Origin of the sequence: Lactococcus formosensis (assembly GCF_037892375.1) — a bacterium.
GTDB classification, from domain to species: Bacteria; Bacillota; Bacilli; order Lactobacillales; family Streptococcaceae; genus Lactococcus; species Lactococcus formosensis.
In genome coordinates, this window is the sequence record NZ_CP141721.1 from 469,866 (window position 1) to 491,829 (window position 21,964).

20 protein-coding genes are annotated in these 21,964 nt (G+C 39.9%); 5 read left to right on the forward strand and 15 right to left on the reverse strand.

The features are described 5' to 3' along the window. Positions 1–93: 93 nt before the first annotated feature. The 4 genes from VNN39_RS02280 to VNN39_RS02295 all read right to left on the reverse strand — a co-directional run bounded on the left by VNN39_RS02280 (position 94) and on the right by VNN39_RS02295 (position 3,000). A complete protein-coding gene (locus VNN39_RS02280; protein ID WP_255566451.1) occupies positions 94–177 on the reverse strand; it encodes a putative holin-like toxin in 84 nt (27 codons plus the stop codon). Positions 178–425: 248 nt separating this feature from the next. Continuing rightward, on the reverse strand, positions 426–1,307 hold the full coding sequence (locus VNN39_RS02285) for an RluA family pseudouridine synthase (RefSeq protein WP_338997795.1): 882 nt from the start codon (positions 1,305–1,307) through the stop codon (positions 426–428). A gap of 213 nt (positions 1,308–1,520) precedes the next feature. Next, positions 1,521–2,333 (reverse strand): NAD kinase, encoded by an 813-nt coding sequence (locus VNN39_RS02290; protein WP_026063808.1) that lies wholly within the window; start codon positions 2,331–2,333, stop codon positions 1,521–1,523. Then, on the reverse strand, positions 2,320–3,000 hold the full coding sequence (locus VNN39_RS02295) for a GTP pyrophosphokinase family protein (protein ID WP_338997796.1): 681 nt from the start codon (positions 2,998–3,000) through the stop codon (positions 2,320–2,322). Before VNN39_RS02295 ends, VNN39_RS02290 begins: the two co-directional genes overlap by 14 nt. A 316-nt stretch (positions 3,001–3,316) precedes the next feature. Here VNN39_RS02295 and VNN39_RS02300 point away from each other — a divergent pair, with 316 nt between their 5' ends. Further along, positions 3,317–3,913: a CYTH domain-containing protein gene (locus tag VNN39_RS02300; RefSeq protein WP_017369478.1), complete on the forward strand. Its 597-nt coding sequence runs from the start codon at positions 3,317–3,319 to the stop codon at positions 3,911–3,913. A gap of 129 nt (positions 3,914–4,042) precedes the next feature. Beyond that, entirely contained in the window at positions 4,043–4,561 is a 519-nt protein-coding gene (locus VNN39_RS02305; RefSeq protein WP_017369479.1) for a hypothetical protein, read from the forward strand. Positions 4,562–4,619: 58 nt separating this feature from the next. Here the strand turns inward: VNN39_RS02305 and VNN39_RS02310 are convergent, their stop codons facing one another. Then, on the reverse strand, positions 4,620–4,976 hold the full coding sequence (locus VNN39_RS02310) for a YlbG family protein (protein WP_338997797.1): 357 nt from the start codon (positions 4,974–4,976) through the stop codon (positions 4,620–4,622). Then, complete coding sequence (locus VNN39_RS02315; RefSeq protein ID WP_017369481.1) at positions 4,960–5,334, reverse strand: YlbF family regulator; 375 nt, start codon at positions 5,332–5,334, stop codon at positions 4,960–4,962. Before VNN39_RS02315 ends, VNN39_RS02310 begins: the two co-directional genes overlap by 17 nt. Positions 5,335–5,538: 204 nt before the next feature. On the opposite strand from VNN39_RS02315, the gene VNN39_RS02320 reads away from it, so the two are divergent. Continuing rightward, positions 5,539–6,903, forward strand: coding sequence for an amino acid permease (locus tag VNN39_RS02320; protein ID WP_165711820.1), 1,365 nt, complete (start codon positions 5,539–5,541; stop codon positions 6,901–6,903). 34 nt (positions 6,904–6,937) lie between these two features. Here the strand turns inward: VNN39_RS02320 and recA are convergent, their stop codons facing one another. The 3 genes from recA to VNN39_RS02335 all read right to left on the reverse strand — a co-directional run bounded on the left by recA (position 6,938) and on the right by VNN39_RS02335 (position 9,945). Beyond that, positions 6,938–8,089 (reverse strand): recombinase RecA, encoded by a 1,152-nt coding sequence (recA, locus tag VNN39_RS02325; protein WP_339007198.1) that lies wholly within the window; start codon positions 8,087–8,089, stop codon positions 6,938–6,940. A 100-nt stretch (positions 8,090–8,189) separates the two neighbouring features. Next, complete coding sequence (mutM, locus tag VNN39_RS02330) at positions 8,190–9,014, reverse strand: DNA-formamidopyrimidine glycosylase (protein WP_096368741.1); 825 nt, start codon at positions 9,012–9,014, stop codon at positions 8,190–8,192. A gap of 187 nt (positions 9,015–9,201) precedes the next feature. Continuing rightward, entirely contained in the window at positions 9,202–9,945 is a 744-nt protein-coding gene (locus VNN39_RS02335) for a MurR/RpiR family transcriptional regulator (RefSeq protein WP_213495719.1), read from the reverse strand. A 334-nt stretch (positions 9,946–10,279) separates the two neighbouring features. Between VNN39_RS02335 and VNN39_RS02340 the strand changes: the two genes are divergently transcribed. Together VNN39_RS02340 and VNN39_RS02345 are read left to right on the forward strand one after the other, a co-directional pair. Then, positions 10,280–11,077, forward strand: coding sequence for a tyrosine-protein phosphatase (locus tag VNN39_RS02340; protein ID WP_338997799.1), 798 nt, complete (start codon positions 10,280–10,282; stop codon positions 11,075–11,077). Positions 11,078–11,079: 2 nt separating this feature from the next. After that, positions 11,080–12,387, forward strand: a complete 1,308-nt coding sequence (locus tag VNN39_RS02345; RefSeq protein WP_213495724.1) for a PTS sugar transporter subunit IIC — start codon at positions 11,080–11,082, stop codon at positions 12,385–12,387. 24 nt (positions 12,388–12,411) lie between these two features. Here VNN39_RS02345 and era read toward each other — a convergent pair whose 3' ends face one another. From era to VNN39_RS02375, 6 genes are all read right to left on the reverse strand, one after another. Next, positions 12,412–13,323, reverse strand: a complete 912-nt coding sequence (era, locus tag VNN39_RS02350; protein ID WP_338997800.1) for a GTPase Era — start codon at positions 13,321–13,323, stop codon at positions 12,412–12,414. Positions 13,324–13,489: 166 nt separating this feature from the next. After that, complete coding sequence (locus VNN39_RS02355) at positions 13,490–16,468, reverse strand: DUF7601 domain-containing protein (RefSeq protein ID WP_338997801.1); 2,979 nt, start codon at positions 16,466–16,468, stop codon at positions 13,490–13,492. A 65-nt stretch (positions 16,469–16,533) separates the two neighbouring features. After that, complete coding sequence (locus VNN39_RS02360; RefSeq protein ID WP_339007200.1) at positions 16,534–17,520, reverse strand: hypothetical protein; 987 nt, start codon at positions 17,518–17,520, stop codon at positions 16,534–16,536. 136 nt (positions 17,521–17,656) lie between these two features. Next, complete coding sequence (locus VNN39_RS02365) at positions 17,657–18,595, reverse strand: hypothetical protein (protein ID WP_338997803.1); 939 nt, start codon at positions 18,593–18,595, stop codon at positions 17,657–17,659. 67 nt (positions 18,596–18,662) lie between these two features. Beyond that, positions 18,663–19,823, reverse strand: a complete 1,161-nt coding sequence (locus VNN39_RS02370; RefSeq protein WP_338997804.1) for a signal peptidase I — start codon at positions 19,821–19,823, stop codon at positions 18,663–18,665. 361 nt (positions 19,824–20,184) lie between these two features. Further along, entirely contained in the window at positions 20,185–21,795 is a 1,611-nt protein-coding gene (locus tag VNN39_RS02375) for a DEAD/DEAH box helicase (RefSeq protein ID WP_338997805.1), read from the reverse strand. Positions 21,796–21,964: the final 169 nt, after the last annotated feature.

The following is a 21,964-nucleotide window of genomic DNA, read 5'->3' on the forward strand; positions in this document are numbered from 1 at the left end:
AAGGCTTGCACAAACAAGCCCTTTGTAGCCGTATGAAGAACGGTAGCCAAATATTTGATAGATAACTGTCGTTACTCAGCTAAAGTTGGACAGTTATTTTTTATTGTTGCTATTATTCAATGTCAACACCAGCATTGCAAAAGCAAGCATGAGTGACAAAGCTTCATAAACCGACAAAAAATGTCGCCTTTCTGTATTTTGAGGTTATAGCCTACGAAACGTCATAAGCATCACCTCACAGTTAGGCTACCGTCCTTTAACTTCTACTCCGTTATTATAACATGTCCAAACTCAAAATGAATCTAAAAGAAAAAGCTGTGTCCCTACAAGATTCAGCTTTATTTTATTGTTTTTTTAGGAAAAATGGCTCTATAGCGTACTTTTTAGCTTGAAATTGTTGTGCGGCCAATAATGGCACATAGCTTTTACTCACGCATCAATTTTTGCATGTCTTCAGGCATTTCTAATTCAATATCAATCAATTCGTCTGTAAAGGGATGGACAAATTGTAAATGATGACAGTGGAGCGCTTGGCGATCAATAAGGTCATGATTACCTCCATAAAGTTCGTCGCCGACAAGAATATGCCCTAGATGTGAAAAATGAACACGAATTTGGTGTGTACGTCCGGTATGTAAAACGACATCTAACTGCATCAAGCCATTTTTCTCTGCCACAACTTCATAACTTGTTTTGGCTTCTTTTCCTTCAGGATGCACACGACGCTCAATGATTGACGTTTCCACTCGACCAATTGGCAAATTAATTTCCCCTGTTTTGGGCATTTTTTCATCTGCATGAATAATAGCATAATAACGTTTGGTAACGCTATCCTTATATTTAGGATGCACGATAAGAGAGTGAGCCAAACTGTGTTTAGCAAAAATCATCAAGCCACTCGTATCACGGTCCAATCGTGTAATAATGTGTACGGTTTGGTCTTCATATTTCTTTCGCACAATATAACCCTTTACGATATTAGACATTGCTCCTGTTGGATGTAGACGTCCAGTAATCGAAGTTCGTCCTGCGGGTTTGTTCACAATCAAATAATGATCGTCTTCAAAGACGACTTCTGGATCAATGTCTTCAGGAATCAACAAATCTGTACCTTGCTCGATAGGCGTGATGATCGTGACAACATCATCGACTTGCAAAGGAAAAAGAACATTGCGCTCCATACCGTTCACTAAAATCTTACCACCATCAAATTTGATATGTGAAAGGAAGCGTTTGGAAACGCCATGACGTTTAAGTAAGGCTTTTACCGTACTTCCATCAATTGTATTTGTAAATGAAAATTCCACTGTTTAACTTCTCCTTTTAAGTCTGCTCTTGACATTGATTACCTTACTTCTGAAGGGTTCTTCCACTTCATAAACTGAATTTTTTCCATCTAAAAACTCCAACATATGTCGGAGTTTGCCTAGAACAGAACTTTATTATACCATATTTGCTCGCTCTGTAAATATAATTATGCCAAGAAAGACTCTACACCCAAACGAAAAGTGTTTGCAGCATTATTCAACTTCGCCGATAAATGCGTTTTTGACACGTTCCCAAAAGCTTGTATGGGCGCAATTTGCAAAAGCGATTGTTTTACCATCCATGCTGTACTCGATGGCTTCGATTTTTTCGTAGTTGAATGTCAGCTGGTCAACAGTAACACTGTAATCCTCAACATCTTCTGGACAAATAATAATACTGTCTTTCTTAGCCACAACCATCGGTGCCCCTAAGGTACGATACACAATATTATTTAGACTGGCTATCTCGGCCATCTGCATAGCTTCGACACGAGGGTGTAAAACAGCGCCCCCAATAGATTTATTATAAGCTGTTGACCCCGTTGGTGTAGACACAGATAAACCATCTCCTCGAAATTTTTCAAAAAGAAAATCGGAAATTTTGATATCCGCAACTAAGGTCTTAGAAGTTCGGCGAATCGTTGACTCGTTAAGTGCATAATGTAGCATTTCTGAACCATCCTGAAATTTCACACGTATCCGCAAAAGTGGATAATGTACTGCATGCTCGGCTGTTTCAGACTCTAAAGCAAGCGCCACCTTATCGAGATCTGTATTCATAAAGTCGGTATAAAAGCCCAGATGTCCCGTATGAACACCTACAAAGCGAATTTTATCCAGCTTATTTTCATAGAGGTGCATGGCTTTGAGAAGTGTCCCATCTCCCCCAACCGAAATAACAATTTCTGGATTTTCTTTTTCAAACTTGAATTTTTTAGACCTCAAAAGCGCTGTTAGTTCTAACAGCGTTTTTTGCGATTTTTCACTTGAATTCCCTACCAACCAGATCTTTTTACCAGAGCTCATTGTCTTCTCCGTTTTCTTTCTTATAGTCCAGTCTTGCCTGCGGATCATCGAAAAGTAATTGGGCTTCTTGGATATCTTCTCGAATCGCACCCATTTCCATATCCAATTGCGCAGCCATATGCGCCGCAGTCGTTAGACGTTCTCGAACTTCATCTGGTATAACACCACCGTACTTATAACTTAAGGAGTGTTCTATTGTTGCCCAAAAATTCATCGCCAAGGTTCGGATTTGAATTTCGGCAAGCACGACTTGGGCCCCCTCAATCATATCAATTGGATACTCAATGACTACGTGATAAGAGCGGTAACCGCTCGCTTTTTGGTTATGGATATAATCCCGCTCTTCAATAATTTTTAAATCTTTACGTTTTCGTAAAAGCTCTAAAACATCCCAGACGTCATCAACAAACTGCACCATGACACGAACACCAGCAATGTCTTCCATTTCTCGAATCGTTTCTTGCGTATATCCTCGCATGACTGCCTTCTTCCGAATCGAATCACGTCGCTTCACGCGCCCCGTGACAAACTCAATCGGTAAGTAAAGTTTTTTCTTTAAAAATTGCTTGCGCACACCACGAAGTTTGATTTTTAGTTCCCCAACCGTTTGGACATAAGGATCAAGAAATTCTTCCCAGTTAAATTCAGTTGCTGTACTTTCAGTCATATGCTTATCCAAATTGACGCTCGTCAATTCTCCTTTGTATTTTATTACAGGTCTTTCTCAATTATACCATATATCCCCCCTATTCACTAGACAGCTTGACTAAATTACGACTATGAAAAAGAAGCGAAATGCTGTTTTAATAGCACTGTAGACCGTAAGAAAGGAGCCTCTTCTTCTTTTCTGGCTTTACTTAGATACAGGCTTTTGATATACTTTTAGATAATAGATCAATCATCATTTCAATAAGAAGGGAGGATGCCTCTCTTGGAGATCTTGTAAAGAGTAATCTAAACAGAGCATCTTTTTATACATAAAAATGTCAACAAATTTAGAAATTGAGCATAAGACGATGCTCTCTATGCCGGAGTATGACCGATTGAAAACTCTATTTTCACACGTCACTCCTGTCCGACAGACTAACCACTATCTTGATTCTCAAGATTATACACTGCGTAAGAAAAAGCTAGCTCTGCGTATCCGTACCTTTGATCGTTCAGCAGAAATGACCCTCAAAGTTCCTCAACAGGTCGGAAACATCGAACATAATATTGACCTTACACTTGAAGAAGCACAATATTTGCTCGCGCAAAAAAGTATCACTTGTGGTAAAACTGACCTCAGTGAAATCTGCGATATTTTAGTTGAGCGTGGGGTAGATCTGGAGAGCATTACTCTGATTGGAAGTTTAACCACAATCCGTTACGAACAACATCTCCCTATCGGCCTTGCTGCCCTAGATAAAAACGACTACCTTGGCCATACTGATTATGAGTTAGAATTAGAGGTTACTGATAGCGAACAAGGCAAAAAAGATTTCCTTGCTTTCTTGAAAAAAAATCATATCGAATTTCGTTTTTCAAAATCAAAAGTTGTACGCTTCTTAGATTGTTTGCGTCACCTGAAAAAACAATAAAAAGTGCTGTTTCAGCACTTTTTGCATATAATTTGGTCTCCTATATAAAATTTGATACACTATACAACGTGGATACACAACTGATAAACAATAATATTAAAGATTTTAACAAGGAAAACAATAACTCTCATGTATGATATTCATCATTTTTTCACGCCAATTCTCAATCAATTTTCCGAATTTGATGCGCACAGCTGGTACCTCTACCCAATAGCTACACTTGCTGCAGCTAAAGAGTTACGTGACAACAGTGAACTTCCCAAAAACATCGAAAATCTTAACGCGAGCTTTGATCGCCTCCAAAAAATTTCTTCCGATTTCTTGACGATAAATCTACACGGGCGAAAGTATGGGCGAAAATTCATCTTAGCTTTACAGGAGAGACTGGACAACCTCAGCATACTGGATTATAACAATCAAATGCGCCACGAAATTCTCTGCGAAATAAAGCTCACAACTGCTGACTTTATTACTCATCGTCAGTTCGCTAAAAAACAAATGATTAAGAATGCTCAGGAATTTTATAAAAATGAGTTTACCCAAGTACCTTCTACTTTAATTTATACTGACACTGAATGTTTACACATCGAAAATTGCTCGCAAGTCCTTATTCAAAATTATCTTCGTCATATTGAAAAAACTGCCTGAAGGCAGTTTTTTTGTAGAGCAGAATTTTTAAAGCTGTGTCTATAATGTCGCATCTCCATTACAATTTATCTAAAGCAGCTTCCAGTTGTCCTTTAATTACTTCATTTGTCTCCGCAAAAGCTTCAGAGAAATTCTGGTTGAGATCTTTCAGATGACTTGGGCGTACTCGTTTCACAAATTTAAGTGCTTTAAGTTTCTTGATTGTCTCCGAAACTTCTTCTTCATTCACATAAAGCAAGCTATAATGTGCCTTACGACTTGTATATCCAAGATCTCCATAGTGACTAAGCTGTCTATTCCCTTTGTAGGAGTTGCAATAGACAAACAGTGCAATCCTTCCTTGCTTTTCGAGCGGGCGAACTGTCTTATCTTCTATCTTTGGCCTCACTATTTCTTTATCAATGATGGCGTCCATGACGGCTTCCTCCTTTCAAGGGTAAATTTTCATCTACAAAAATGTGTTCTGAAATTGCTGATGTGATATCTTTCGTTAACTCAGATAGAAGTTCCTGTAAGTCATTTTCAGCCACACGAAGCTGGTAGACCTTTTCATTGAGTAAGAGCTCTTTTCTGAGCTGGACCAGTTCTGGTCTAAAGGCGATATAATCTTGATTGTCCGTAAGAAGCTGAAGCTTAGACTGCAAGTCTTCATCTTCTTCAAAAGCCTTTTTCAAGGCGCGATAAGCATTAACTTCTGGTAAGTTCAAAAAATCCTTAATTACCTCATCAATTAAATCATCAATTTCAAATAATTGTTCATTTATGATTAACATAATCTTATTATACCAGAAAAGCAACTTGACCGCTTTTTCTCAACCTTCTTCAGTAAACTTTCTCTGTTTTTTCATGTACCATAAATGACATTTTTTCTATGTCTGTTCTAAACATGTAGCACATCATCTTGCTAAATTAATTCAAAAAAGATATAATTAACTGATAATGTCTATAATTGTACATAAAATTACAGAAAGGTTTTTATGAATAATGAAAACAATCAGACCCAAAGAGGTCTGAAAAATCGTCACATCCAGCTTATTGCAATAGCAGGAACTATCGGAACAGGTCTTTTCTTAGGGGCAGGTCAATCTATCAGCATGACTGGCCCATCCATTCTTTTGATTTATATCATTATTGGTGCCTTGATGTTCATCTTGCTCCGTGCAATCGGTGAAATGCTCTATATGGACCCTGAGCAACACTCTTTCCTTAACTTCGTCAGCCACTACCTTGGTAATAAGGCGGGATATTTTATTCAATGGTCCTATTGGCTTGTTGTTATCTTTATGGCTATGGCTGAGTTAACCGCTGTCGGGGTCTACATCCAGTTTTGGTTACCAAGTGTTCCTGTCTGGCTTACTGAAACCGTTATCCTCTTGGCCTTAACTGCTTTAAACACACTCAATGCCAAATTCTTTGGTGAAACAGAATTTTGGTTTGGGATGATAAAAATCGTTGCTATCGTTGGTTTGATTGTTACTGCAATCATCATGGCCTTCAGTGGCTTCCAAGCAGACGGTACAACTGTTAGCTTAAGCAATGTGACTAAGGACTTCTCCTTCTTCCCTAATGGCATCACAAACTTTATCGGAAGCTTCCAAATGGTGATGTTTGCCTTTGTTGCGATGGAATTTATCGGAATGACCGCTGCTGAAACATTGGATCCACGTCCAACACTAAAAAAAGCGATTAATCAAATTCCGATTCGTATTTTAATCTTCTATATCGGAGCACTTACTGCGATTATGTCCATCTACCATTGGACGGATATCCCTGCAGACCAATCCCCATTTGTTATGGTCTTTGATCTTATCGGCTTCAAATGGGCAGCAGCAGTGATTAACTTTGTCGTTTTGACTTCCGCAGCTTCAGCACTTAATTCAGCACTCTTCTCAACAACACGCAATCTTTTCTCTCTCTCAAAACTACATGGAGATAAAGCATTGCAGCCCTTCACGAAACTTTCAAAGAACGGGATTCCTACAAATGCTCTTTTCTTCACAGCAGCACTAATCTTCTTAGCTCCATTTATCTCACTTATTCCAGGTGTGTCTAACGGTTTTGTCTTTATCACAAGTGTTGCGACTAATCTTTTCTTGATTGTCTATATCATGACTTTGATTGCTTATACAAAATATAGAAAATCAAGCGAGTATCTTGAAGATGGCTTCAAGGTTCCAATGCCAAACGTCTTAGTTCCAATAACAATCGTCGCATTTGGTTTAATCTTCATCTCACTCTTCTTCTTTAAAGATACACGTATACCAGCCATTGGTTCAGCAATCTGGATTGTTGTTTTCGGGATTATTTCTTATCTTCGTAAAGAAAAAACAGTTGACTTATAAATAAAAAAACTTCTGAGTACAGAAGTTTTTTTATTTATTCTAATTCAAGCTCGATTTCTTCTACTCCAGCAGCTTCAACCTTTACTTTTTCATCTGCTTTTGCTGGTTTAGCATCTTCTTTTTCATTTTCTTCATCACTTTCAATCAAACCGTGATTTTGACGTACTTTACGGTCGATTTCATTGAAAATTTCAGGATTATCTTTAAGGAAAGCTTTTGCTTTCTCCGCACCCTGACCAATTTTTTCGTCATTATAAGAGAACCAAGCACCTGCTTTCTTCACAATGCCTTCTTCAACGGCAATTGTTAAGAGTTTACCTGTTTTAGAAATACCTTCACCAAACATGATATCTACTAAAGCAACTTTAAATGGTGGCGCAACTTTGTTTTTAACAACTTTAATCTTCGTCAACTTACCGATGGCTGTTTTGTTGTCACCAGAGCCTTCTTCGATTTTTGTGCTACCACGAACGTCTAAACGTACAGAAGCATAGAATTTCAAAGCACGACCACCAGGCGTTGTTTCTGGGCTACCAAACATAACACCGACTTTTTCGCGCAATTGGTTGATAAAGATCGCTGTTGTTTTTGTTTTGTTGATGCCTGCAGCAAGCTTACGCATGGCTTGACTCATCATACGTGCTTGCAAACCAACTGTCGAATCTCCGATTTCACCGTCAATTTCGGCACGTGGTGTCAAAGCAGCAACAGAGTCGACAACAACAAGGTCCACTGCACCAGATTCAATCAATTTCTCAGCAATTTGCAAGCCTTGCTCACCATAGTCTGGTTGTGACAAAAGAAGCTGGTCAATATCTACGCCGATCGCTGCTGCATAGACGGGGTCCAAAGCATGCTCTGCATCGATAAAGGCAGCAATACCACCTTCGGCTTGCACTTGAGCAACCGCATGCAGCGCAACTGTTGTCTTACCAGAACTTTCCGGACCATAAATCTCGATGATACGACCTTTAGGGTAACCTCCTGCACCAAGCGCAATATCCAAGGCCAAACTACCTGAACTTGTCACTTGAACTTTTTGACTCGCAGCTTCCCCTAAACGCATCAAAGAACCTTTACCAAAATCTTTTTCGATGAGGTCAAGTGCATCTTTTAATGCTTTTTCACGTTCTGCACCATATTTTTTTGTGATATCTTCTAATTTTTTCTTTTTCTTTGTAGCCATTATTTTCTCCGTTAATCTCTTGCTCTTTATATTATAGCATTTTTAATTTTGTTTGAAACTGATTGCACCGCATATTTTAGTACGTAAAAAAATTAAGTTTTCACTCTATTTTTTGACAATATGGACAAAAATGTGATCCACGTCCTGCAACTTTTATTTTTTCAATCGCCACTTGCTGGCAATGCGGACAAAGCTGTCCTTGTTTGCCATAAACCATGAGCAACTCTTGCATACTTCCTTCTTTACCCATTGCATTTTTATAAGTCCGAATACTTGAACCTCCGCGTTCAACTGCCGTTTGAAGGACCTCAATCGTATAATCATGAATACGATGAATTTGTGCTTCGCTCAAGTCTGAAGCCAACATTTCAGGGTGCACTTGTGAACGCCAAAGTACTTCATCAACATAAATATTTCCTAAGCCTGCAACCAAGGTTTGGTCCAAAAGATAAGGCTTTATCTTTTTTTTCGATTTTCTCAGTTTTTCAGCAAAAATTGCCTCATCAAAAGTTTCAACGCTCGGTTCTGGACCAATCTTTTTCGAAAGAAAATAACGTTCGACATCTTGACTTTGCAATAATTCCCAAGTCCCAAACTTACGGACATCGGCATAAACAAGGGTCGCATCTGAAAATCTCACAAAAATATGATCGTGCTTTTGCTTGTCGAAGACCAGCGGTTCCACACGATACTTTCCTTCCATGCGGAGATGCGAAATCAATGTCCACTCACCAAAATCAAAAAGCAAGTACTTGCCACGACGCTGGATATCTTTGATGACTTGACCTTCAAGTTCTTTTTTTAACTCCTCGAATCCTGTTAAAACCATTCGTGGATATGAACTTTCAATCTCCAATATTTTTTTATTTCTCACCAGCTTTTCCAAGCTTTGGCGAACATTTTCAACTTCTGGTAATTCAGGCATCTGCTTTAGTATCCTATCCTATTATTGGGGCTGATTAGTGGGGAGCACCTAACAAGTTGTCTTGTGCTTTTTTCACACACCAAATATTGAACCTATCAATATTATAGCCTATTTCATTGTTAAAATCAACAGATTATATTGGTTTTTTCGATATACAACTAGTTTGTTTGGCTATGAAAGCAGCTTGCTATAACGCTTTTTCAACAAGATAATTAATGAATAAACTACTCAAACCTAATCTATAACGAGAAAGCGAGGGAAGGTGCGAAGGAAAGTTCATTGCCAGAAGGAGTTTGACCTCTTTTTCTAAAGCATCGTTCGAATGTTGGGTAATTAATATTGTGGAAATTTCTCTTTTATTTAAATTCAATATGGCACTACGAACTACTGTAGATTTAGCATTTGCTGAGAAAAAAATCACGAGTGATTGTCTAGAAAGACGTTCAAAAACCATTGTAGTAAGTTCAGAGGCTAAGGTAATCCGAATCCTAGAGGTAGGAAATCCCTTTTTTAGGAGCAAGTATGAGAAAAGTTCCATTAAAATATACTGACTCTCCGAAGTAGCACAAAGATAAATAGATGACGAGCTGTGCACCAAAGCTTTAAATTTTGTCAATAAACTTCTCGTTAGCGCCGCATCTAAACTTTGTGTAGCCTGTCTCAAGTCAAGTTCAATTTGTGATATTTCCTTATATGGTAAAGCCCAATCTAGAGAATACTTAAAATCGGCTACACCTTTAAATCCCAGTTTCTGAATAAAGCGTAAAAGGGTCGACTTAGAAGTGTAAATACGTTCTGCCATTTGAGTTAAACTAAGGTTAGGAATATCCCGTCGATGTTCAAGTAAAGCTTGGTAAGTTTGTTTCTCGTTATCAGATAGCTGATTCAAATATGGTCCTATAACTTCTTCTAGGGTTGTCAATATCTTCATCCTCCTCATCCAGATATTACTGGGTTTTCTACTTTTATTGCTTCACATTTTCTTCTAGCTTAACAAAATTTTCCACGTTCTCGTTCTACGCTCTCTCTATTAGGAAAATTTTATGTACAATATTTTATTTTTTAAGGCTAATAAATTGTCCTACAAAGACCGTAACCTCCTAGCTTAGTGTTACTTTACTGTCATCTCATATTCTAAGCCAAAATCGCCCATAAAATATTTAAGAAAAATCCCCTAAATTTGGGAAAAACTCTCAACCTTAGCATATCCTATATACTATGTGCCCAATTTTTTTTATACTGGATGTTAAAAGAAAGGGGGAAAAATGAAAGATTTTCACTTTGAGCAGCTTTATAATTTTCGAGACTTTGGAGGTTACCAAACCATAGATGGGAGAAAACTAAAAAGAGGACTTTTATATCGTTCTGATGAACTCAGCCACTTAACACAAAAAGATAAACAAGTGCTAAAAAACTTAAACATAAAGACAGTCATCGACTATCGTAATGAAGCAGAGCGTCTAGAGAATGAAAATAAAAACTTTGGTCAGAAAAAAACTTTTTACCTCACTCCCGTTGCTGATATAGCAGCCTTAGCTTCTGCAGAATATGGTGACATCGACATGGCAAATCAAAGTAAATTAACACCTGAGTTGGCTGAGTTTTTAATGATTGAACAAAACCATACTTTTGTAACGGATTCTCACTGCAAAAAAGTTTATAAAAAGATGCTAGAAATTTATTTAACACCTGATAGTGGTATCATCGTTCAGCACTGTCGTGGTGGGAAAGACCGTACAGGTTATGGTGTAGCCCTTTTGCAGGGGTTGCTTGGTGTAGAGAAAAAAGATATTATTCGAGACTACCTCTTGACAAATCTCTATAAAAAAGAAAGAAACCAACAAAGCCTTGAAAAGATTAAGGAAGAGACAGAAAACCCTTCACTTGTTAAAGCGATACGTTACTTCAAAATGGCAGACACACGTTTTCTTGACACAGCATTAAGTTATATTGAGGAGCATTATCAGACTATTGAAAACTATGTAAAAGAAAATCTCTCAATTACAGAAGAACAAATTCAGTATCTTAAGGAAAGATATTTAGAAAACAAGGAGAAATTTTAAGTATGAGTAATATTGTAAAAAAAATGAAGCAGCAAAAATTTGATAAGATCAAACAGATTCTTGCTCTAAGCGCAGGGAAAATATCTCATAATTTATATATGCGGACTATTTCCGAGGCGATGATGGGTATGATGCCTATCATGATGATTAGCTCTGTCACTTCTTTACTTAATGCAATTGACTTTTGGGGCATCAAACTCTTCTTCCAAAATATCGGTTTAACTAAATTATTTGAACAGATCAATGCGATGACAATTAGTATTGTGGCAATTTACGTTGCTGTCTTGACTTCTTATAAACTCGCAATAAATCTCAAACATGAACCTCTCAATGCTACTATCGTAGGCTTGATGTCTTTCTTTCTCTTGACAAATTTATCCATTGAGGGCAAGACGCAGTTTTTAAGTATTATTGATTTGGGCTCTGCTGGGATATTTGTTGCAATGATTGGTGGACTCCTTGGCACACGCCTCTACATCTTCTTCATCGAGAAAAAGTTAACCATAAAAATGCCTGAATCCGTCCCTCTAGTAGTTCAAAAAACTTTTGAATCTATTATCCCCGGCGTTTTAGTAGCTTTATTTATAGGTATTATATTTTCCCTTGTCTCACTTACTTCTCAAGGAAATATGATTACACTCATCAACACACTTTTGCAAAAACCTCTCCTCTCTCTGGGTTCAAATATTTTTGCAGCTATGTTTATTGTTGCCTTTATTGAATTAATTTGGTTTTTCGGTATTCATGGAGTTCTGGCTGTATACCCTGTCTTGATGATGATTTACCAGCAACCTCAGATGGCTAACCTTGAAGCTTATGGCGCAGGCCAAACTCTCCCTTACTTATTCACAACTGGTTTTATCCTTAATAATCGTGGGGCTAGAAGCTTTGCTGTCGCCTTACTCGCAATTTTCAAGTGTAAATCGCAACAACTCCGATCTGTTGGAAAACTGGCTGTCATACCTTCATTATTTGGGATATCTGAACCAGTAAAATTTGGGCTTCCACAAATCATGAATGTGCGTATGCTTATCCCTCTCATGCTGACTCCAGCAGTTTCTGTCCTCTCTGCGTGGCTGTTGACCATCATTGGCTTTCTTCCTTATCAAAACGGTGTTAATCTGCCTTCTGGCTTTCCCATTATTTTCGGTGGTTTAATCACAAATGGTTGGCAAGGGCTCATCGCCCAACTACTACAGCTTGTTCTTTGTATCCTCATCTATATCCCTTTTATGAAGTCTCAAGACATGGCTTATATTACAGAAGAAAACAAGAATAGACCCGATAAAGAGTCCAAATATTTCTCATAAAAAAAAGCTCCTCAGAGCTTGATTTTACATATAATCTTCTTTTTTATAGCCAAAGTCCGAGAGATCCATTTTTCGGTCACGCCAGTCATTTTTAATTTTGACCCATGTTTCAAGATAAACTTTATCACCCAGCATTAGTTCAATATCACGGCGGGCCATTTTCCCAATCTTACGAATCATATCGCCACCTTTACCAAGAATTATGCCTTTTTGGCTCTTACGTTCAACAATGATAGTTGCCATGATATGAATTTTACCTGTTTCTTCGTCACGTTTCATCGAATCTGTTGTTACTGCAATGCTATGCGGCACTTCTTCACGTGTCAAAAGTAAGATTTTTTCACGAATCATTTCACTAACTAAAAAGCGTTCTGGATGGTCTGTCACCATATCTTCTGGGAAGTATTGTGGGCCTTCTTCGAGCTTGTTGCTCAATGTTCCGAGTAAACGTTCTGTATTATTGCCTTGTAGCGCCGAAATTGGCACAACTTCCGCAAAATCCATCTGTGAAGTATAGTCTGAAACAGTTTCAAAAAGTGCATCTGGGTAAACTTTATCAATCTTGTTAACAACCAAAATAACAGGGACATCTGCAGTTTTCAAACGTTCAATAATCATGTTTTCCCCAGTGGAGCGGGGCTCATCAGCAGCAACCATGAAAAGGACCATGTCACACTCACGAAGCGTGGAGTAGGCAGATTGCACCATAAAATCGCCCAAGGCATTATGCGGTTTATGAATACCCGGCGTATCGATGAAGATAATCTGTTCCTTATCGGTCGTATAAATCCCTTGAATTTTATTGCGGGTTGTTTGGGGCTTGTCGCTCATGATCGCTATCTTTTGGCCCATCACATGATTTAGAAATGTTGATTTTCCAACATTGGGACGGCCTAAAATGGCTACAAATCCTGATTTAAATGTATTATTTGTCATAGTGCTATTCTATCATATTTCAGATGGATATTCTCTCCTTCTTATCTTTTACTTAATAAAATCCTCCTAACCTTTTTCCTACAAACCACCTTGAAAAGTAATTAAGGAAATGAAAATGGATGAGCTTTGTGCTTCATCCATTCTCAAACTTCTTTCGAGTCAGTGCTTAACGTCCTTTACTTTTTGTTTCCCTATAGAGCAAGTAAGCGATACGGATACACACCAGCCCTAAAATAACGGCTGTCAGTGTTAAGCCATCCCCAACATCCGGCAAGCGTCCCGTAGTACTTGGCTTATCTGGTGTTTGGCTCGGTGGATCTTCCATTCCAACGTAAGTATTGTGAATTATGAAGCCCTTTTGTGCATTGCCGCTTATTTTTGCACTATAGCCATTGACTTCACTCTCTTTGACCCGATACTTAATTTCTCGTCCTTCGGAATCATACCGTGGCATTTTCTGAAACAGTGTTTGCCATTCCATATCTGCCGTCAGCTCCCGACGGCTTACTTCCTTATTATCAGCCATTAATTGTACGATAATACTTTCCGGCTGTAAGTCTGCCGTCAATTCTTTATGGTCCCAAACTTTGTTCACGGGGATGTCCAGTGTTTCTTCAAGTAAAGCAGAGTCATCAAAACGGTTGGTAAAGACAGGGATTAAGTCATCAATCCGTTCTCCATTTTTGGTAAGCCATTGGTCTGTTAAAGAGAGTAAGCCATCTGTGCCTTGCTCAACCTTAACAAACCATCTGTACTCAGCATTGTCGTAAATCCAGCCTAAAGTGTTGCCTCGTGTTTCATGAACCGTAAATTCGAAGGTTCCTGGTCGATCAAAGGAAATTTCAGGGAAGTGTACTTGCCCACTGTTCGTGATATTCACAACATGACCACCAGGATTCATAACAAACTCAAATTGCTCGGCATTCGGTGCCGCATCTCCAGTAATCAGTTTCTCAATCTCAAGGCTAGCTGTCACTGGATCTACCCATACATTATGCAGGTTGATATTCTCTGGATTCGTCTCTGCACGCCAACCTGAGACGGGAATTTCTCGGATAGTATAGTGGATTTCATTGCCTTCGTTATCAAACTTTGGTAAGTTATCAAAACTGTAGGTCCAGTTTGGTCCTTCAACATTGACTTGACGAACCGCAATGTCTCCTTGCATCAGCTGAACCGTGATATGTCGAGGCGTTTGGACACCTTCTGGCATTTCCCAAGTCTTTGTCCCTGACAAGCTAATCGTGTCGCGAACATAACGGTTGGTCTGGCGCACATAGACATTACGTCCGATATGCTCCAGTTCAATGGTTCCTGTCCCGTTACTGATACCTTCTTGACTAAAGCCATTGTCATAACTGTCATGTTCGACAACACGCCAGCGATCGCCAAGTTTAAGTACGATGGGGAGGGAGGTCTTACCACTTCTCAGGCGAATCACTCCATCTTGCTTGATATCGTTGATATAGAGGTCAAACAGGAACTCATGTTCCGCATCATAACCTACACCTTCTACACGCTTTTCAATAATCAGCTGAGCTGAACCATTAGGGATTTCTCGGTTGACAAAGGTATGATGGGAACCATTTCTATTTCCCGTTTCATCGCCATTCGAAGTGCTACTTACGGTTTGTCCTCCAACAGTGGTTAACGCTTCAAGGAATCGGTCGATTTCTATTTCACGAATACGGTAAGTCAAGCCCGGTGGCAAGTCTGCAAAAAGTACTTTCTGACCATGCCGCAGACGGATGATATCACCAGACACAAAGTCTTGTAACTCTCCTTCAATGCCATTCTCAATGATTCGGTACTGGAAAGTTTGCCCTTCATCAGGTTCAAAAGTGACTTCAAAGTCAAAGTATTCTTTAAGTGCAGCTTCGTCATCTGAAATCACCTGCTTTTCAAAGGAAAGAAAAGTCAGAACAGGCTCTCCACCATCGACTTGATAACTGTTGATAAACAGATGTCGATTATTCGCATCTTGAACAATGTTCCCCTCTACATCACGCGTGCCAGAAACAAAGTTAGGCATCTCCACTTCCCGAATCTGATAAGACGTGCCGACAGGGAGGTCATGAATGGTTAAAATTTCGCCATGACGGAGAGTCAAAGTATCACCATCAGCAACAGTGCCCTCGCGGGTATCGTCATCGTTATCAGGATCATCATCGATTTGATAGCGGTTAGTTGTAAAGCGGAAAGAAGCACCGTCAGGTACATCTGACAGTTGTACTTCAAATTCAAAATCAATCTCTTTTTGTTCATTGGTCACGGCAGAACCGTCTGAATTAACAACTTCTTTCTCTAAGATGAGATTACCTAAACGTGTCATGTCACGGTTGGTAAAGTCTACTATCGATGGGTCTGAACTAATATTTCCCGATGAGTTATTGGCTTGGCCGTGTTCCATCCCTACCTCTTCAACGATGTAGTGTACTCCCACAGGAATATTCGTAAAGACTGCACGTTGCCCGTGGCGAAGCTTCAAGGTTTCTCCTGAAGCTAGCTCATGACTGTCGCCATTGCCATCGATTTGATACGCATAAGTCCCACCGTCAGAAAAAGTTACCCGAAACTCAAAGAGCTGAGCGAGTTGTTCCTCTGACAGCTCTGTGCCATCATCATTTACCAAGGTCTTCTCGATTATCAAATCGCCCGATAAGCGACGGTTATAAGCAGTCACTATGGGACTGTCATTTGTCGTAGCCGTTGTGACGGTAAAGTCATAACGACGAATGGGTTGATTTTCCGCATCCAAATCTGGTGCAAAACCATAAGGCAGACGAATTTCTTGGAAGAAATAACGTCCCGGTGGAAGGGAGACTGTAATCCGTCCCTCTTGGTCCGTTGTAAAAGTACTTTGTACCTGCACAGGATTTTCAGGATCTTGGGCATTATAAAGGACAAAATCTGCGCCTGGAACAGGTACTGTTGTTTGGTTTCCTTCCGTATCTCTCTCTAGCTTCAACAAATGAACGGGACGTGCTTCTGTACTTGTTTGCCCTTGATTCAGTGCACTTTGTCTGCCACTGTTCCAAGCCAAGGTTCCTGTAATTCCTGTGGCTAGAAGTGTCACTAAAAGAGCAGAAAGGAGGACACGATGCCTCACATTCAACTTACTGAAAATGTACTTGAATCTGTTCAACACCTGTCCTCCTTTCTTTAATTTTTTTAAGAATTATAAAGCTCTAATCTTTGAATGCTTGACTATTATGGCGCAGGAGTATGTACAGCTAGAATTGCGTCAATGATTGCTTCACCATTTGTTGTATCAAGGTCTCCCTCGTTGTCATCTTCCCAAAAATCTGCAACATCTCCTTCAGAGGCAAACTGTCCAATGACATGGAGTTGATAAGACCAGTTACCCTCAAAGCCTTCCAGCGCTGTAGTTTGTGGGAGTTTACTGTCCAAGAGGAAGCTTGTTGCTGCGCCACCGGCTAAGAAGTCTGCCCAGTAAGCCCAACCTGTCTCTTGGTCGATAACCCAGAAGTTACCAACACGGTCGTCAGCATTAAGCGCTAGCCATTGCAGATATGTTACTGGCGCGCGGTCTTGGTCAAGTACTTGACGTGTTGCATGCTCTTCTGGCGAGTCTCCTGTTACCGGAAGTGCGAAGGAGAGGTCCCCTGATCCCCAATAGCCGTCTGTACCCTCACCTGGGTAAGTCACGCCTTCATGCTCCATATCAAAGGCTGTACCTGCAGCAGCAGTCATCATTGAAACTGGGTCTAAGTTAAAGGTAGGCATGAACCACGGACGGTCGTCACCATGCGTTGCTTGTCCTAGAGCCAGATGGAAATACGTATTAATCGGCTCATTAGCCCCGATACGCGTTTCCGCTGCACTACCCGTTGGACTACCAGCAGGTCCTGGAATCCAAGTCGGCCAAGTCTCTGGGTCATTAATATCAATATCTGCATCATCAACGATAGATACGCCATTTTTAGTAAAGAGTTCTGTAAACTTCACACGTGTTAGGATTTCATCCGTCCCAAAGTTTTCGGCGAAAACATCTTTGTTTCCTGATTCATCATCAAAATAGTCATGGACACGACCTCCATGTTCAGGACGATTAGTTCCCTCTGTTATATTGAGGACCCGTTGACCGAAGCTCGTAAAAGCGAAAGTCCCTCCGATAAGAGCTAAAGCTGAAGCGAGTACGCCGATTTTGATAAGATTTTTTGTTCTCTTTTTCATAATTTCCTTGTTTTCCTTTTTTATTTTTTGACTTACCATAGGTAAATGCGTTCTTTTTGTTGAGCGGCTGTAATTTATTTCAATTAACCACCCCCCTTCATTTTTTATTCTTTTATAGTAAAAATATTTATTCACTCTAGTGTGTAATGCGATGAAGTAAGTCTTGAGCTGATGTTGTCACACCCGTCCAACTCTCTGCATCTTCTGCAGTCGCCAAGTCTGACTCAGCATGCATAGCATAATACGCGTCTTGTGTTTCAAACTTGATCTCTAAAGCATCCAGTAAAAGGCTCGTTGCACCATTCTTAGGAAGCCAGTTTGCCCAATAGAGCCATCCATCCGTATCATGTACCCAAAAGTTTCCTGTCGGACGTCCCATAGCGATCCACTGACTCATGGTCATATAACCTCCATGCTCGGACTCCACCGTCTCTTGCGCTGTATGTGTCACCTCAGGTGTCTGAACTTCTACATTACTCGTGTCGTCCCAAGTACGTAAGGTTGAAGTATGTGTTTGCCCCAATGTCCACTGATCATGCGTACCTGGCATCATGATACCTAAGTTAGTATTATAGGTACCAGTCAGCAGCTCCAGACCTCGTCCTGTTGTGTTAGATTCACTGTTCTGATTATTTCGGTTGAAGGTAGGCATGAATATTTTAGGACGGCTATTATCATCACCAAGATAAAGACCGACATAGTTGCGTAAAGTGGAGACTGTCGCTCCATCTGAGAGGTATCCATCGGGTCTGACGATAGCCCACGAGTTTCTATCTGTTAGACTTGCTTGCTCTTGCCCTGCTCCACTGGGCGGACTTGCTTGATTTGCCGCAACATCTTCACCAGCTCCCTGCCCCATCTCGAGATATTCACTAAGCCGAACTCGAGCTAAGATATTTCTAGAAGAATAGTTTTCCACAAAAATATCCTTATTCACTCTGCCACGACCATGACTAATATGATCTAAACCCTCAAAATCATCATGAAGGCGTCCCCCAGGAGCACCCCCATGCCGTGTTTCATTAATAACTCGCTGGTCCAGGGATGTCCAAGTAAAAGTCCCTGTTGTACTCAAACTCAGAACCACCAGTAACAGAGCGGGAATTATATATCGCTTTTTTATACTCCATTTAGAGAAAAAGTTATACCGCTTCATGAGACAGATCCTTCCCTTCTGTCACATCACGACGTGTTCGCTTTCTTTTATTTCCCGATTTGAACTGTTTATGTTTAATCGCCATAACGATGAAGTTCATAACCTCATGAAGCAAGAGCATTGTAATCAACATCACGATGACAGACACAATAAGATTATTTCGAATAAAGTGAATGGCTCTACCTAGAGGGTAACTTGAAAAAATTACCTGACCAATGATATTGCTTGCATGTACCATATCACTATCCTCTCTTTGGTTATCCACTCCCTTAGTTGTAAAGCCTCTCTCACGTGTCCGAAGATGATTTTCCTCAATTCCAGTGATGCGGTGTGTAACCACACGGTCTGACTCCGTGATAAAGGTAATATCATCACCAATATCCAGAGTATTGGCATCAACCTGACGTGTTAATAGAAAGCTATTTCTCGGATAAACGCTCCTCATTGAATTAGAAAGAACCGTCATTGGGGAGAAGCCACCTATATTGATTGGTTTACTTGCTTCATCCTGCAAAATCAAACGCGATTCTACAAAAATTAAGAGCACAATAACGATGAGGTAAAAGAAGGCATTACTCAGGAGACTTGCTCCCTTTGATTTTGACTTAGCCGGCCGTTTGTCCTGATAATTATCGAAATACAACTCTGGACTGCCCGGATGGTAGAAATCCGAACGTACTGCGGGTGTTGCTGTCAGCTTACTGACGATCAAAGTTGGATACTGTTTCGCTTCTTGTGGGAAAGCATTATAATAATGGTAGGAAGAGGTATCTGATACTTCTTCCTTACCTTCCATTCTCTGATTAGGAGTTTCTGAGACGAGCTCCTTTTCTTCTCTATGATTTATTTTTGAAGTAACGTTTACTTCCTTCTCTATGATCACTTCATTTCTTAAAGCATCTACTAATGGTGTATCTACTAATGGTGTATCTACTAATGGTGTATCTACTAATGGTGTATCTACTAATGGTGTATCTACTAATGGTGTATCCTCTCGCTTTGCTTCGCTTGCTGCGAGGATTCTTTTTACTTCATTGAGTTGCGCTTGAATATCTTGTGAAAATTCAAGAGCGGATAAGGTAAAACCGCCGCCACCACTAAGATCCCAATCTTTTATATTATCTAACTGAGACTGAGCCTTGCCCATTGGCTTCCCCCCTTTCTAAGTGAAATTACCACTCAAAGCATATCTAAAATTACATTAAAATTCTTTTCAGGTTTCTATTATTTCTATAATTACATTTTAGTTACACAACAATTATATAAAAATTATTTTAAAAATAAAAAAGATATGAGGAATTTAAAAGAAGGATTCTTAAGTACTACTTAATATCTAATATGTTCATCTTATCTACGATTGAGCACTTCTCAGAATCCTATATCTCATGGAGCGCAAACTAATTACATTGTTGCATAATAAAGTCCACTTCATTTAAAACAAAAAACCTCAGCATTAAGCTGAGGTTTTTATCATCATTAGATAAACACAAGTTTTCTCTTGGGATATTTTATTTATCGCCGCGGTTACGCATTACAAAGCCAGCTTGTTTTTCACTGCCTTGTGTTTTTGGTTTGCGGTCTTTTTTGTAGTAATCACGTTTTTTATCGTCACGGTCACGCCAATTGCGCTTTTTGTCATCGCGATCGCCGCCTTTACCACGGTAACCGCCCTTACCATCACGATCGCCGCCACGGCCGCCGCGATTGTTGTTACGGTCACGTCCATAACGGCCGCCACCTTTTCCGCCTTTACCTTTGCCCTTAAAGCCTTTGCCCTCACCATTAAACGGTAATGGACGTTCAGCTGTAATTTGTACTTCTGGCATTGTGTCAGGATCTTTCACACGGCTTTGAATAAGCATTGCAACTAATTCTTTGACATCGTATTCTGCCATGAGTTGCTCTGCATCTGCATCAAATTTTGCTAATTTACCTTTGAGGTTGCCATCTTGGAGATCACGTTTAATTTCATCCATAGCAACAGAAAGACTGGCTTGGTAAGCATCTTCTTTTGTTGGTGGACGCATACCTTTCATTTCTTTCTTGGTCAATTTTTCAATGGCACGGAGATAGCCCATTTCATTGTAGCTTACGAAGGTTACAGAGCGACCTGACTTACCAGCACGGCCTGTACGTCCGATACGGTAAACGTAGCTTTCTTGGTCTTGTGTAATGTCATAGTTGTAAACGTGAGTTACACCTGAGATGTCAAGTCCACGGGCTGCAACGTCAGTAGCAACCAAGATATCCAAGTGACCGCCTTTAAAATCGCGTAAAACGCGTAAACGTTTGTTTTGATCCAAGTCGCCGTGAATGCCTTCGGCACGGTAACCACGTAATTTCAAGCCTCGTGTGATTTCGTCAACACGACGTTTTGTACGCCCAAAGACGATAGCAAGTTCTGGACGTTCCACATCAAGCAAGCGTGTCAAAACATCGAATTTTTCAAATTCTTTTGTTTTGATAAAGTATTGATCAATACGGTCAGCTGTCATTTCTTTAGCTGCAACTTTGATATGCTCAGGATCTTTCATGAATTTGACACCGATTTTTTTGATGTCATTTGGCATTGTTGCTGAGAAGAGTAAAGTTTGACGTTCTGCTGGTGTTTTACCAATGATGAATTCAATATCATCAAGGAAGCCCATATTAAGCATTTCATCTGCTTCATCAAGAATCAATGTTTCAAGGTGTGAAAGGTCAAGTGCTTTACGTTTAAGCAAGTCAACCATACGTCCTGGTGTGCCGACAACGATATGGGCACCTGAACGCAAAGCTTTGATTTGTTTTTCGATGCTTGAACCACCAAAAACAGTGCGAACTTTAAGTCCTTTAGATTTACCAAAGCGGAAGAGTTCTTCTTGACCTTGAACAGCGAGTTCACGGGTTGGAGCAATTACAAGAGCTTGAATTGCTTTATTTTCTGGATTAATTTTTTCGATTGTTGGAAGGCCAAAAGCGGCTGTTTTACCAGTACCTGTTTGAGCTTGTCCAAGGACGTCGCGTCCTGAGAGCGCAAGTTGAATCGTTTGCTCTTGGATTGGAGTTGGTTGCTCATAACCGATAGCTGTAAGCGTCTCGACAATGCCTTCTGAAAGGCCGAGTTCGTTGAATTTCAATTGTTTCACCTATAATTTTCTAAATTTGCCACTGGCAAATATGACGACCAAGCTCGAAAGCTCAGTTACAGGCGAAAAAATCTTTGTCTTAACTCGCCTGAATATATAACTTTACTATTATATCATACTTTTAAATATGTAAATGCTTACTATTTTTTTCTTTTTAAAA

Coding starts and splice junctions, on each gene's coding strand:
- VNN39_RS02290 (WP_026063808.1), bottom strand. CDS start 2,333: ATGAGCTCTGGTAAAAAGATCTGGTTGGTAGGGAATTCAAGTGAAAAA.
- VNN39_RS02295 (WP_338997796.1), bottom strand. CDS start 3,000: ATGACTGAAAGTACAGCAACTGAATTTAACTGGGAAGAATTTCTTGAT.
- VNN39_RS02300 (WP_017369478.1), top strand. CDS start 3,317: ATGTCAACAAATTTAGAAATTGAGCATAAGACGATGCTCTCTATGCCG.
- VNN39_RS02305 (WP_017369479.1), top strand. CDS start 4,043: ATGTATGATATTCATCATTTTTTCACGCCAATTCTCAATCAATTTTCC.
- VNN39_RS02310 (WP_338997797.1), bottom strand. CDS start 4,976: ATGGACGCCATCATTGATAAAGAAATAGTGAGGCCAAAGATAGAAGAT.
- VNN39_RS02315 (WP_017369481.1), bottom strand. CDS start 5,334: ATGTTAATCATAAATGAACAATTATTTGAAATTGATGATTTAATTGAT.
- VNN39_RS02320 (WP_165711820.1), top strand. CDS start 5,539: ATGAATAATGAAAACAATCAGACCCAAAGAGGTCTGAAAAATCGTCAC.
- recA (WP_339007198.1), bottom strand. CDS start 8,089: ATGGCTACAAAGAAAAAGAAAAAATTAGAAGATATCACAAAAAAATAT.
- mutM (WP_096368741.1), bottom strand. CDS start 9,014: ATGCCTGAATTACCAGAAGTTGAAAATGTTCGCCAAAGCTTGGAAAAG.
- VNN39_RS02335 (WP_213495719.1), bottom strand. CDS start 9,945: ATGAAGATATTGACAACCCTAGAAGAAGTTATAGGACCATATTTGAAT.
- VNN39_RS02340 (WP_338997799.1), top strand. CDS start 10,280: ATGAAAGATTTTCACTTTGAGCAGCTTTATAATTTTCGAGACTTTGGA.
- VNN39_RS02345 (WP_213495724.1), top strand. CDS start 11,080: ATGAGTAATATTGTAAAAAAAATGAAGCAGCAAAAATTTGATAAGATC.
- era (WP_338997800.1), bottom strand. CDS start 13,323: ATGACAAATAATACATTTAAATCAGGATTTGTAGCCATTTTAGGCCGT.
- VNN39_RS02360 (WP_339007200.1), bottom strand. CDS start 17,520: ATGAAAAAGAGAACAAAAAATCTTATCAAAATCGGCGTACTCGCTTCA.
- VNN39_RS02370 (WP_338997804.1), bottom strand. CDS start 19,823: ATGGGCAAGGCTCAGTCTCAGTTAGATAATATAAAAGATTGGGATCTT.